Below are 14,277 nucleotides of genomic sequence, written 5' to 3'. Positions count from 1 at the left end.
TCTTTTAGACTTATCTTTTTTTGATAAAACAAAATCAAATTTTGAGATACACCGTAAGTAAAAAAGAAATCGGTTTTTATATTCGATTTTGTAAAAATATTAGAAAATTCGAATGTTACAATGAGGGATCAGAAATGGTCCCTCTATTTTTATTGTCCTCGTTTGTTTTTAACATCTTGAATCAATTCCAATCTTTTTTCAATGACGAGTAACGCAGATTTATACAAACCCGCACACAAAAAAATTTGTATTCGCAATTTAGATATACTTTTTTATGCTCCTGAATATTGGTCCATTAGAGATTTTGCGATTACTCTCAAAGCCATTACTTCTTCTGCACCTTCAAAGATGGAAAAAACTCTAGCGTCCACAAAATAACGAGAAACCGCATATTCTTCCGCGTAACCCATTCCACCGTGTATCTGCATCGCTTCTCTTGTCACCCATTCCGCCACTTTAGAAGCATAAAATTTGATCAGAGTCGCTTCCATTTGTCCTTTGTGATTATCTAACAAGTTAGCCACGTGATTTGCATATTGACGAGACGCTTGTAAGATCACTGACATTCTTGCAATTTTATATTTCGTTAAATTATATTCGTAGATTGGCTTTTGAAACACAGATCTCTCTTGCGCATAATGTAGAGCCGCTTCCAAAGCAGCTTGCATCACTCCGTGTGCACGCGCGGCGGTTTGTATTCTTCCTCCCGCAAATCCTTCCATCTGAAAATAGAAACCTTTTCCTCTTCCAGCTTCTCCGCCTAACAAGTTTTCTGCGGGAACAAAGTAATTGTCAAAAGAAACTTCGAAAGAATGCATTCCTCGATAACCGATCGTTCCGATCGCTTTCCCTTCTATTTTTCCGCCCTCTGGTTGTGTGTATGTAAATTCGTGTCCAGTAAAGGTTGGTTTTTCCGCCAATAGAATTGATAATCCTTTGTGTTTTAAGGAAGGATCCGATTCCGTTCTACAAAGAATTAATAATAGGTTTGCGTAACCTGCAAAAGTACACCAGGTCTTGACTCCGTTGATCACCCAACCTCCGTTAGTCGGCTTTGCGGTAACGGAAACCCCTGCAACGTCCGAACCGTAATTCGGTTCCGTTACCATAATCCCCGCCATCTTTTCACCCGATGCGAGTAACGGAAGCCACTTGTCTTTTTGTTCCTGAGTTCCACCTTTGAGAAGCGCCTTGGACATGATTTCCGGTCTTGTGATCAATGAACCTGCAATTCCTAAACCGCCTCTGGATAACTCTTCGGTTACTACGAGCATGGAAAGATTATCCGGTTTATCGTTGGGTTGAATTCCACCGTAAGACTCAGGAATACAAAGTCCAAAACATCCCATATCCTTAAGTCCGCCGATGATGTCTTCTGGAATAATATCATCTTGTCTGTGAACGTGTTCCGCGTGAGGCATCACTACGTCTTCCGCAAACTTTTTAAACGTTTCTCGAAACATCTCATGATCTTCGTCCAGTCCGTAAGCTCCGAAATGACCTTTCGCAACGATTTTTTCCGCGATCTCATTGTAGTTTTGAATCGCCATCGCATTTTCTAAGAATCGATTGATTTCATCGTTGAAAATTTTAGAAACTAAATCGGAGGATTTGATTCCATATTCAGAAGGACGAGAACTGATTTCGGATCTTACGTGATTTACGGTTTCCGCCGCAAATACAATCGCCATTTCTTGTTCTAAATCTCCAGTGCCACGGGAAGAATCCCAAGCGTATTCAATAAATTTTTCTGCTATTTTTTGTTCGGAAGTAAGCCAAGCGATCTGGTATTGAACGAGTTGATTTTCGTCCATCTTATCCACGGAAACTTTTCCGTTTACACTACAACGTGCGGCAAGTGCCTTTGTAACTTCTTCGATCACTCCTGCGGAAGCAGTAAGTGCTTTTTTAGCGGTTGTTTGATCGATTACGCTCATGAGTTTTGAATCCTAATAGTATGATATTCAAAGTTGGAATCCGTTTACTAGAAAAACAAAACTTATCCCTCTGTCATTTGCTTTTTAATCCATCTTCACAAGAACAATCGACCTCAAAATAAGTCCTGGATCGCATTTAAAACATTTATGCTCTCGGAATAAGTTCATTTTCTTATGAATCAAAACAACGTTAAGTAAAATGAACACAACTCCCTATTTTATTTTTTAGAAAGTTTTACGCCGAACTTACAAGATATGAGAATGCCAAAATGGATTGAATCGGAACTGGGTAGAGCAATCCAATATAGTTGGGAACAAATAGAAAATGAAAATCTTGTTCAGAATGATGATAACGATCTTGATGGCCGCTCAGATGGATTGCGCCACAATCCGAATGCTTGAAGAAGCCAAAATTTTACCCACACCCGTTTGGTCTATGGCGAGGTACGCAGATAAAACCATCTCTCCAGAACTGTCTAAAAATCCTAGCGTTTGGAATCCTCCCCTCTGGATTTATCCAGGGACACGACGTTATTGGATAACTGGTATAGATCAGAATTTTCCTTTTAGTGTTATTGATTTTACTTTGTCCTTCTTGGCGGATACGATCCTACTTCCTATTACAATTCCGTTGACGGTATATTACTATTGGAAAGTCCCCGAAGCCTGGGAGTCAGGCCTTCTGATCGGAAGTATCCAGAACAACGATCTATCCGGGGTTCGCCGATGCATCGAGACTGGCGCGGATGTAAATTCCACATTCATTGGTCCACCTCCATTGTATTTTGCTATTAAGAACGAGAACGTTGAAATCGTGAGGCTCCTCTTAGAGAAAGGCGCCGATGTGAATTTCCAAAACAACGCCGTCTATGATCAATCTTTATTGTATTTTGCTATTGAGAATGAGAACACTGAAATCGCTGAGCTTCTTTTAAAAAAAGGCGCCGATGCAAATGCAAAGAGTTGCGATCTTTTTCGCCGTTGTAATTATCTATTCTTCAACGTGATAGAACGTTATTCTAATCTTTCCCCAAAAAATGATAGAAGACTCAAAATGATTAGGCTGCTCCTAGAAATGGGAAAAGCCGATGTCAATGCTACTTTGGCGGAAGACGGGAGCAGTCCTCTACACTACGCAGTGGAGAAAAAACATAATATTCAAATTGTAAAAGAATTAGTAGAACACGGCGCCAATGTAAACGGTAAGGATGTCTATCAACAGACTCCACTGTATGATGCAGCCTCAAAAGAAATCGCACAGTATCTTTTGCAACAAGGTGCAGACCCAACCATAAAAAACGGCTCTGGGGAAACTCCTCTGGAACATGCAAAATATTTAATGAACTTAGGCAGAAAAAACAATTATGATGTGCTCAAGTTTCTTGAGAACACTCCCTAGTTGGCAGATATAGCGTAGATACGTTTTTTTGAATTAAAAGTCATATAAACTTCCAGCCTAATTTGAAGCTTCGATCAAACAAATCGGTTTTTTCAAAAGCCATTTCAAAAATCTTCGTTTACTTTCGAAAAACCGTTTTAAATCAGCAGAATCCATTTTTGAGACAATCTATTAGCTTGACCTTATTCTATCAAATAATCCTTAAATTAAGAAAAAAGAATGTTTATAATATAGAAAATAACGTATCATGTTAACCTCAAAAAACGAAACCCCTTTATAAAATGAATTTTATGGCAGCGTCAAACTGCGATTTCATAAAAGATTATCCTTACACGTTATTTATGTTTTGCGAGATTGGCATTTTTAATATTATCTTCTTATCCAATGTAGAACGTCATTGTTTAATTTTTTTTAGATTTTACAAAGGCCTTCTTAATTGAAACGTAAGCCAAAACATCGACTCAATGATTTTTTACTTTCAATTTTCAATAGGAAATTATAATCGACCTTCCGAATAGAAGGTGTCGTTTCTTGGATTTAAAGAAAATACAAAAACGTTTAGATGAACTGGAAACGGAAATCCAATCTCTCAAAAAAGAAATTTTCACCTATTCAAAAAATCAAACCGATCTAGAACCGAAAGAAGCCGCTTCTACGGCGTTTGTAAGCCCCTCATCAACTTCAGAAACGCTCCCTAAAAAAAGAAGTCCGGAATGGGAACTTTTTTTAGGCGGAAATTTTTTAGGAAAGTTAGGACTATTCTCCATTCTACTCGCAAGCGTATGGTTCATCAAATATGCCTTTGACAATCGTTGGGTAAATGAATCCGGTCGAATCTTGATAGGCTTATCGATTGGTTTTGGAGTTTGTATTACAGGCATTCAATTGGCCCGAAAGAAATTTCGGATTTTACCCGAATCGGTTTTAGGAGCCGGATTTTCAATCGTCTATCTCAGTTTATTCGGCGGGTATTATTACTACGATTTATTCTCTCTTTCGGAAACTTTTTTATATCTTTCTTTATTAAGTATATTTTCTTCTGGTTTAGCCTATTGGATTCGAAAGGAAATTTTATATATTTTTGCACTGATCGGTTCTATTTTATCACCGGTACTAATCTCACAGGGAGAAAATTCCTATCAATTTTTATTTGGATATTTAGTTTTTTTGAATATACTACTTTTCTTAATTTCCAGAAAAATACCCTGGATCGTATCTTCTTTTTTCTTATTAATCGCGAACTTTGTGTTATATCATTTTTGGGCGATAAAAAACATCAATCAAAGCGGCTTTATCGTTCCATTCTCATTTATTAATATTACATATTTATTATTTATTTACGGAAAGATTTTCTTCTTTCCAAAACTTTTACAAAAAAGCGAAAACTCAGGTTGGAATTGGATATTTTATCCTATCTTTCTCGTTTTAAATTCTCTAAGTTTCGGACTTATGGGATATATGCAAATAGAGGAAACTTATCCGAAACTCGGTTCCCATTTTATATTATTCGGTGCCGTTCTTTTTTCGTTATGGATTTTGATTAGTCGAAAAAAATCCGACTTTTTTGATCCGTCACAACTAGAAATATTTGAAAGAATCCATTTGTATCTTCTTTTAGGATTCACATTCGCGGCCCTTTTAGATTTTTCGGAAGGAAACTGGCTTACTTTTTCCTGGATCACTTTTGCGGGAGTAATTTCCCTTTTGAGTTCAAAATACGGAAACACACATCTTCGATACGTTTCGACTGGTTTTTGGATCGCGGCGTTGTTCAAATTGTATTTTTTCAATCCGATGGACGACGTAAATCGTTTGTTTTTGTTAAACGAACGATTTACTTTATACTTTCTTTCTTCCTTATTTCTTTTCGGAACATACTATATACAAAAAAACAAGGAATCATTCTGGTTTCATCGAGGATTTATTTATATGGGAATTTTCACCCTAATTTTAGGCACTCTGATAGACGTTTACCACACCGTTCATAACGAACATTATAGAAATTTAGGATATTCTTATGTTCTCGCTTTTTATGCGGCCGTGTTTTTATTTATAGGATTTAAATATTCCTTTCGATCCCTTCGAATCGCGGGGTTCATCGTTACGGCCGTGTTAGTTGGAAAATTCTATTTTTATGATATATGGACAATGAGTAAAATCGTTAGAATTATAGCCGGATTTACCTTGGGCGCGGGTTTTATTTTGGTAAGTCTATTCTATCAGAAGTTTAAGGAAAAGATTACAAATTACCAAAATACTTCAGGGTTACTCCTACTTTTATTAGCAATATTGGCTTCTTCTTTTGCCTCTCCTTTAAACGCGGAGAAAATCGACACAAAAGGATACCGGTATTATAAGGAAATCCAAATCCCGAAACTTTCCAATAGAGCTGGCAATGCTGGAGAAGAAGAAAACCTATTTTACGGAAAAATAAAATTAGATGAGGACATCGTTAGGCATTCCGGAATTAACGATAGAAGGATTGTTCATAACGGTAAAACGATTCCTTTTATTTCCAGAAACGTAATGGGGGCGTATCAAGAAGGAGAAAAAAAAGTAAATCTACTTTTCCAAGAAAAAGACGAAGATATGAATCGTATTTACGTTTTAAAACTTCCTAAAATTCCATCTAAAACGAGATATAAATCCATAGTCGCAGAAGGACCGGGAGAATACGAAATCAAAGGGAAAATCTATCTGGGAGAAACTTTAGAAGATTGGAAACTAGATTCCGACTTTACGATCTATAATTATTACGGAGGAAACGTATCAAACGAAATTAAATTCAACTCGGATAATGAAAAATTTGTTCGTATCGAAATCGATCAGAACGCTTCCAACATAAATTTAGAATTTACTAAAGTTCTTTATGAATCCGTTTCCGAAAAAATGGAATTCAAAAAAAACCGTAGAAAAATCTGATTTAGAATCCGGTTTTAATTCGGATACTAGATCCAGCGTATTCTATTTTAGAAATCCTATGAAAGTCCCGATTCATAGAGCGATGTTATTCATCAAAGAAAAGAAGTTCGAAAGAAAATTGAACATATTCTTTAAAAATTCCTCTAAAGAATTTGAACTATTGGGAGATGGAGCAATTTTCCATAAACAGAATGGATCATCGGACACAAATTTAGTTTTTCCAAAACCGATTTCTTCCGAATTAAAAATAGAAATTTTTGACGGAGACGACGATCCTCTCACATTAGAAAAAATGGAAGTGTTTATCCTTCAAGAAGAGATAATATTCCCTCTCAAGTTAGAAAATGATTCAGAATCGATTCAAAATTTAAGAATTTATTATGGAAACCCTTATGCCTTTTATCCGGAATTCGACTTTGAAAAAACTTTTTCGGAATCTACATATCTAAACGAAATTATCATTCAAGAAGAGCATGAAAATGAAAATTTCGGTTATTCGATCGGAGAGCCTCCCGTTTCTACTTGGATCATTCGAGGTTTCTTTTTTTTCGGTTTAATAATTTTGGCTTTTTTAACCTATAAAGTTTTTCGTTCTAAAACTTTAGATTTAGATGGACCGGTTATTTAATCAACAATTCCGAGTTAGATGCAATTTCTTGAAAACTTCCACATCTTTGTAAAATCGACCGTTCTCGGTATTTTTTTTATACGTCCAAGTAATCCTTATTCACGTTATTGAACGAATAAAACGATCTAATAGAATTTTCTAATTTCAAACCGATTGACTGCGAACTAAAGAAGCGCGGATTCGAAGCAGATTATTTTTTATTCTTCTTTTTTGATCTTCGGTTAAACAAATTTCCTTCTTTTCAGCCCTTTGAATGACTAAATCCGCTTTGGTAATAAACTCAATCGCCGCGTCGTCCAAAGATTCCCGATTTTTCTGTTTTTCCCGGAAAATATCCAAAGCTTTTTGAACTTCCATTAGTTCCCGAGCTACGTTTTTGATTTCTAGATCCGGAGTAGGCATTTTCTTTTCCTGATCGATTTTAAGGAATCGATCACCTTATTTTTAGATTCGTCCTTATGAAGTTTTTTGTACAGTAAATTTTTGAATTCAAGTTAGAACTTTGTTATAATCTATTTCAAAATACTTTAAAAAGTATTCAAATATCTCCAATAAATATAATACATTCTAAACCGAATAACGTAAAAGTTAGACACATCGATATTTAAAAGTCTATAAATTGCTCCGATAGACTTAGAGCTTCTACTAAAATCTTAAAAGAAATCATTTTAGTAATTATCCCCAAGCGGACATTAGAGAATGTGGCTTTCCAAGCATAATTAACGTGAGTTCGGTATAACAAATGCGAAAGCGATTGAGGCGGAGTCGATTAAATTGTAATTAAAGATGAAATAGAGTATTACGTTTTTTTCATACAATTTATCGACTGGAGCTGAAAGCGCGGTCCGGCAACGCCGGATTCGCCCAAACTTGATTACGCTGAATTTTCATTATTACTCGTAACTATATAATAAAGTACCTAATATTTTGCATGGAATCAGTGTTTTGTGATAAAATTAACGTTACTCGATTTTATAGAGATCAGTAATAGAGTTGTTGAAAAATTCCATAGTTCAGTTTAACAAAACTATTTCAATTGCTCGTTTCCATGGAATAGAAACAGATGGAGAATTCATTTTTCAACAACTCTAATATACGAACTATTAGATTATATTTTTATTATGTAGTTTCGAGTAATACAAAAGTTTTAAGGCAGAATCCATGAACTCAATCGTAAAGTACGTCAATATACTTCTTCTTGGCTTCTAAGTGTTCTTTGAGAGATTTTGCGAAATAGTGATAACCATCTCCCTTTAAAAGAAAAAACAGATAATCGGTTTCCTTAGGATAAAAAGCAGCTTCCAACGCCGGAAAACCAGGATTAGAAATCGGTCCGGGAGGAAATCCTTTATTAAGATATGTGTTATACGGAGATACTATTTTGAGATCCTTTTCAAAAATCCTGTTATGAGGTTTGTCAAAAAGATATTGTATCGTTGCGCAGGATTCCAAAGGCATATCCCTTTTTAGACGATTGTTAAATACTCCCGCCATAAGAGGTCTTTCTTCGTTTCGTTTAGCCTCTCGTTCTACTACGGAAGCAAGAATTACAAATTTATGAAGTTCTAAAGGAGAAAGATTTTTAGTTTTTTCTATCTTTGTGATTCGTACGTAGAATCTTTTAATCATCATCCGAACGATTTTATCAACCGGATAATTGATCGGAACACTATAAGTCTCCGGAAAAAGATAACCTTCTGCGGAAGTAGATGGAATTTTGAACTCTCTCAATAATTGTGGTTCACTGGCAGCGAGTAAAAAATCCTGGCGTTTGGAAATGATTTTTTTAGAAACGAGTAAATCCCCGATTTGTCTATTATTATAACCTTCTGGAATTGTAAAATTTATAAGTTTGACTTTTCCTTCTGTAATCACTTGTAGGATTTTTCTAGAATCCATTCCGTCGTTAATCTCATAAAGCCCTTGTTTGATCTTGCCGGCACTACGTGTAAATTTTACTAAATAAAGAAAATATTTGGAAGACTTGATCATTCCATGTGTGGATAACGTTTCTACGATCTTCCCAGAAGTATCCCCGGATTCGATGAGAAGTTCCATTTTATTCTGACCAGATCCAACCGCACCTCCTTTGATTTCGTCCACGATAAAAAAAGCAACGATAACAATTAAAAGCAGAACTCCGATAACAAATCCGGAGAAAATCAAAAACTTTTTAATATTCATAAATCCATTTATCCTTCGACAGGTTTCCAAAAGGCAGAATACAATTTTAGCTCTTTTCTGGAAGAAAATTTCTCGGAACCGGAAGTAGTTTCCAAGTAACTCCTTCTATCCTCTCTCTAAAAAAACAACTGTAGTAACCTTCATGACAAGCGGCCACCTCTTGTTCCACTTGATAGACTAAAAAAGAACGATCCGTTGGAGATAAAATTTGAAGGATTTTTTGAGTATGTCCCGAAGTATCTCCCTTTTTCCAAAGTTGATTTCTGGACCGGCTAAAGTAATGTGCGTATCCGGTTTTTAAAGACAAAGTTTGACTTTCTTCATTACCAAATGCTTGCATTAGAATCTGACCTTGAAGATCAATCGCCACAACTGGAACTAAACCGTTTTTTCTCGTCGAAATTAGTTCTGTCGTTTTTTGAAAATCTAATGGTAAAAAATCAGTATGTAAAAATAAAATAGTGTCTTCGTCACAATCCACTTCCTCTCTAAAACCTTTAGGAAGTGTTTTTCTATACTGTGGTAACTCTTCTTCCATCATCCGAATCAGAGATGCAATCGACTTGGTCGGTTCTTGTATTTTTAGAATCGTAATTTCTCTAAAACTCATTTTCGTTTTTCAAACTCACTTGAATCTTCCCAAAATTGTAAGGAATGTTTAAAAATTTATTATGTGACTTAATCTGTGTGAACTCTCACAATTCTATATTTTACGGTAAAACTTTGAAACGTGGGAACTACAATGTTTTTGGTCTTTAAAAAAGGAACTATTTCATTGTAAAAAACAATTCCCACTTTCTAGTAAGTTCATTCTACGACAACTCAAACAAGAACTACCACAATTCTATATTTTACGGTAAAACTTTGAAATGTGGGAACTCACATAAATCCGAGTTTTACAGTTAAATTTTGAAAATGTAGGAACTCATACGAACGAATCGGATTTATTTGAAAACGAGATAAAACCAGATATAAAATTGGAGAATCCGTCTAAAACGAATTCTCCATTCAAAAAACTGAATATTATTTTTTACTCTTTTTCGGAAGTTCCACTTCTACTTCTTCCTGTAAAGAAGCCCATTCTTTTTCGTAAAACTTCTGTTTGTTGGTAGAAGGTGCATGTTGAACCATGGACGCGTTCATATCATATTCAGGACGGAATTTACTTTCGATCCATTCTCTAAATCGATCTATAAATCCGAAAATAGAAGGTACAACCACAAGAGTCACCACTGTGGAAAGTATCAATCCTCCAATGATCGCGATCCCCATCGCGGTTCTGGATTTTGCGGCTTCTCCAAACCCAAGTGCAATCGGAACCGTTCCCATAATCATCGCAAGAGAAGTCATTAAAATCGGCCTGAGTCGGACAAGACCCGCTTCATAAATTGCGTCATTTCTAGACATACCTTTTTCTCGGATTGCTTGCATCGCATAATCCACAAGAAGAATCGAGTTCTTTGCGACAAGACCCATGAGCAAAATCAAACCGATCATCGAAAATAAATTGAGCATTTCTCTTGTAAGTGCAAGAGCAAAAAACGCTCCCGAAATCGCTGGTGGAATTGCAAACAAAATCGTGACCGGTGTGATAAAGGATTCATATAACGACGCTAAGACGAGATAGATGAACACAAGAGCCAATCCAAACGCGAGAACTATATTCGCTAAAAGTTCTTTAAAGTCTTCTGATTGTCCTTGGAAATTATATCGAATTCCAGGCGGCGGAGGTAATTCTTTTTTGAGAATTTCATCGGTAATCCGAGTCGCATCTTGAACTGCACCCCCCGGAGCTAAGTTTGCATTGATCACGATCGTTCTAGCGCGGTCGATTCGATTGATTCTAGAAGGTCCGGCTGTTTCCTTACCCACGCTGATCGCAGAAAGTGGAATCAGTTTATTTGCGATATTCGGAACCTTCGTTTCAGCATAAGCCATTCTCAAATTTCTTTGATCAGGGCGAAGCCTCATCTTCACTACGTATTCAATTCCTCGATCGTAAAACTTACTGACCTCGTCTCCCGCAATCTGATAACGAAGTTCGGAACCAGCAACTCCTGGAAGAACTCCTACGAGCTGCATCTTCATATTATCTAAATGAATTTGATATTCCGGTTTTCCCGCTCTATAATCCGTATCCAAGTCAGCTAGATCGGATAAGGATTTTAATCTTGAGAGTATCTTTTTAGAATAGGCCTCCATCTCCGCGAGATTTTCTCCTTTGATCACAAGTTGGAACGGGTATTGAATCCCACCTCCCACTGCGCTATAATCAGACACAGCAGGTCTTGCATATTCGAAAGGTTTTAAAAGTTCTCTGATTTGATCTTTAATTTGGGTTGTAGTAAACTTTCGTTTTTTAGAATCTACTAATGTAATTGCAAGAGTTCCCGCGTTAGGCTCCCCTCCATCCGGTTTACCGATGGTCACTGCAATCATTTCCATTTCCGGAATTTTTTTCAGAACTTCTAGAACTTGATCTGCTACTTGTTTCGTTCCTTTCAAACTAGTTCCAGGAGGTAAATCTAAGGTAACTAAAAATTCGCCCTGATCGTTTGCAGGTAAAAAGGTACTTTTTACCAACTTCAAGGATAAGATCGAAAGAATAAAAATTCCAAGAGAGAGTAAAAGAACAATTCCAGGTCTTTTTAAAGCTACCTTCATCACCTTTCCATACTGTCTTTCCAACCAAGTTTGGAATTTATCGAAAAGTTCCACGGCCTTATTCGGTTTTGCGTTATGATCAATCTTACCCGCAAAGTAAGCGGAAAGCATAGGCGCAACCGCAAGACCGTCAAAAAGTGAAATGAGCATCGCAAACACTACCGTTAAACCGAATTGTTTAAAGAATTGTCCTACGATTCCGGAAAGAAATCCCACCGGTAAAAACACTGCAATTACAGTTAAAGACGTTCCGATAACGGCTAATGTTACTTCCGTGGTTCCGGTTTCCGCCGCTTCCATTACCCCTTTTCCTTCTTCCAGTTTTCGGAATATGTTTTCCCGAACCACGATCGCATCGTCTACGAGTAAACCCACTGCCAAAGAAAGAGCCAAAAGTGTCATAACGTTGATGGTAAAACCCATCATCCACATAAGAACAAAAGCGCCTAACATAGAGTTAGGAAGTGCAAGTCCCGTAATAACCGTGGAACGAAAATTTCCTAAAAAGAAATAAACCGTAATAACAGCGAGTAAAATCCCGATTACGATCGCTTCGGTCACGTCTTCTACGTTATAACGAATCCATTTTGAACCATCTCGGATCAAACGGATTTTTGGTTTTCCTTCTACGTTCTGAATTCCTTCATTGAGTTTACCAATTCTTTTCAGTACTTCATCCGCAACGGAAACCGTATTTGCACCCGATTGTTTATAAACGTCTATAAATAAAGCTGGTTTAGTTTCTTTAACTGCAGCGGAGTTTTCTTTTTTGCCTTTAAAAAGATTACCGATCTTGGTAAAAAAAGAAACTTTTTCTTCTATACCTTCTCCTTGAGAAGCCCAAAGATAACCTATCGTTTCTTCGTCTTCGGTTCCGTCTCGAACGGTTCCCAATTGTTTAATTAAAACCGCGTTCCCTACTTCACCGCTAAAAGAAACGATCGTATTTTCGATTTGAGAAAGAGATTCATATCTACCTAAAGTTCGATAAGAAGTTTCTTTAGAACCGGATTCGAACTTTCCAACGGGAACGTTTAAACCGGCGGTTTTCAATCGATTGGCGATTACTACCGTAGGCATTTGATAAGAAATGAGTTTATTTCGATCCAATTCGATTTGAATTTCTCTTCTGGTTCCACCGATCAGTTTTACCGAACCTACACCTTGCACCTGTTCCAATCTCGCCTTTACGGTTTCTTTGGCGAGGTCGTATAATTTAGCCTGATCTAAATCCGCAAACAATGCAAGACGAACGATCGGTTGATCCGCAGGATCAAAACGAACTACTTTAGGTTCTTTGATTCCAGTGGGAAGTTTCGGTTTTACAAGACCGACTTTATCTCGGAATTGTTGTTCCGCATATTTGATGTCCGTATCTAGAGTGAACTCTCCAAATACGACAGAAACACCTTCTTGGTTTCTGGAAGAAATTTTTTTTAGGCCAGAGATTGAGGACAATTCCTCCTCTAAAGGTTTAGAGATCAGTTCTTCAATTTCTTCCGGGCCGGCCCCTGGATAGATCGTAGCAACCGAAACAACTGGAATGTTTACATCTGGAAAAAGATCTACTCCCATTCTTCCCATTGCCACCCAACCGGTGAGAAGCATTAGGAGAACAATACTACAAATAAAAATAGGTCGTTTGATCGAAAGGTGGGCGATATTCATGGAACTACCTCAAACATTACTACCAGTGAGTATTCAGCTTATTAAAAAAGAAATCAATATCAAATTTTTGTGAAGAAATTTTGAATATTCTTAAAAATAACTTATTGTATAGGTGATTTTGTTTTTAGACTCAAATTATATTCTTAAAATGGATTCCCCTATTCATTGGAAAACTTAATCATTTAGACTTTTCTCCAAATAAAATAAGACGTGAATTTGGTATCGGAAAGTTAGAAAAAAAAATCTAAAAGCAGTAGTTCCCACAGATTTAGTGGCTTATGCAGACTGAACGTGGTTCTTATGTTAAACTTATGGGAACTTCTATAAAATAGATTTTTAGGATGGCCACAAAACTCAGTTTTATGCAAAAACTAGGTTGAATAACGATTTCAAATCGAATTTCTGAATAGAAACAAAAGACCGTAATTAAATTAAAAATTCATTTTATAGAGATTTTCTTATAAAATTCCAAAGTGTATTCAAAATTTTTGGAGTTTTGGATTTGTTTTTCTCAATCGCTAACGTTATGACTTCCAATTTTCAAGAAAGAAATTTATACACGTTATTTGAAATTAGATCCACTTTGAAAAGAATCAGTTAATTAACGTGAATTCAATTCCGGGCGAATCCCGCCAATGGTTTGTAAAAAGAAAGATGAAACGGAAACAGGCGGGACCGGGCTCTTTAGCTCCAGTCAAGTTTTGTGTGCTATAGTTCTACATTCAATTTCTTTAATTTCAATAACTTGACTCCACAACGCGATTCATAGAGAGCCATAACCTTACCCACAAGTATTTAGATTTCAATATTAAATCTTGTGGGAATTACGACAAATCCTCTGTAAAACTGAGTTCCCACCCTTATTTTTGGGTGGG

At 36.5% G+C, this 14,277-nt stretch carries 6 protein-coding genes and 2 pseudogenes; 2 read left to right on the top strand and 6 right to left on the bottom strand.

Annotated features, from left to right (window positions below):
- Nucleotides 1-149: 149 nt before the first annotated feature.
- Nucleotides 150-221: pseudogene (locus tag LEP1GSC049_RS2000000229375) on the bottom strand (SF0329 family protein); the annotation flags it as partial.
- A gap of 51 nt (nucleotides 222-272) precedes the next feature.
- A complete protein-coding gene (locus tag LEP1GSC049_RS213180; protein WP_016560968.1) occupies nucleotides 273-1,937 on the bottom strand; it encodes an acyl-CoA dehydrogenase family protein in 1,665 nt (554 codons plus the stop codon).
- 325 nt (nucleotides 1,938-2,262) lie between these two features.
- On the opposite strand from LEP1GSC049_RS213180, the gene LEP1GSC049_RS213185 reads away from it, so the two are divergent.
- Nucleotides 2,263-3,336, top strand: a complete 1,074-nt coding sequence (locus LEP1GSC049_RS213185) for an ankyrin repeat domain-containing protein (protein WP_004767517.1) — start codon at nucleotides 2,263-2,265, stop codon at nucleotides 3,334-3,336.
- Nucleotides 3,337-3,867: 531 nt separating this feature from the next.
- A pseudogene (locus LEP1GSC049_RS02000000224750) lies at nucleotides 3,868-6,886 on the top strand (DUF2339 domain-containing protein).
- A 144-nt stretch (nucleotides 6,887-7,030) separates the two neighbouring features.
- On the opposite strand, the gene LEP1GSC049_RS213190 reads toward LEP1GSC049_RS02000000224750, so the two are convergent.
- The 4 genes from LEP1GSC049_RS213190 to LEP1GSC049_RS213205 form a co-directional block, all read right to left on the bottom strand.
- Nucleotides 7,031-7,288, bottom strand: coding sequence for a hypothetical protein (locus tag LEP1GSC049_RS213190; protein ID WP_004759175.1), 258 nt, complete (start codon nucleotides 7,286-7,288; stop codon nucleotides 7,031-7,033).
- A gap of 765 nt (nucleotides 7,289-8,053) precedes the next feature.
- Nucleotides 8,054-9,070, bottom strand: a complete 1,017-nt coding sequence (gene mltG / locus LEP1GSC049_RS213195; protein ID WP_004762453.1) for an endolytic transglycosylase MltG — start codon at nucleotides 9,068-9,070, stop codon at nucleotides 8,054-8,056.
- 46 nt (nucleotides 9,071-9,116) lie between these two features.
- On the bottom strand, nucleotides 9,117-9,680 hold the full coding sequence (locus tag LEP1GSC049_RS213200) for a phosphoribosyl-AMP cyclohydrolase (protein ID WP_004755506.1): 564 nt from the start codon (nucleotides 9,678-9,680) through the stop codon (nucleotides 9,117-9,119).
- Nucleotides 9,681-10,093: 413 nt separating this feature from the next.
- Entirely contained in the window at nucleotides 10,094-13,402 is a 3,309-nt protein-coding gene (locus LEP1GSC049_RS213205; protein WP_004762462.1) for an efflux RND transporter permease subunit, read from the bottom strand.
- Nucleotides 13,403-14,277 lie beyond the last annotated feature (875 nt).

Origin of the sequence: Leptospira kirschneri serovar Cynopteri str. 3522 CT, assembly GCF_000243695.2 — a bacterium.
In the GTDB taxonomy this organism is placed as follows: domain Bacteria; phylum Spirochaetota; class Leptospiria; order Leptospirales; family Leptospiraceae; genus Leptospira; species Leptospira kirschneri.
Note: the sequence above shows the minus strand (reverse complement) of the source record. Positions and strands in the feature narration are given on the sequence as shown.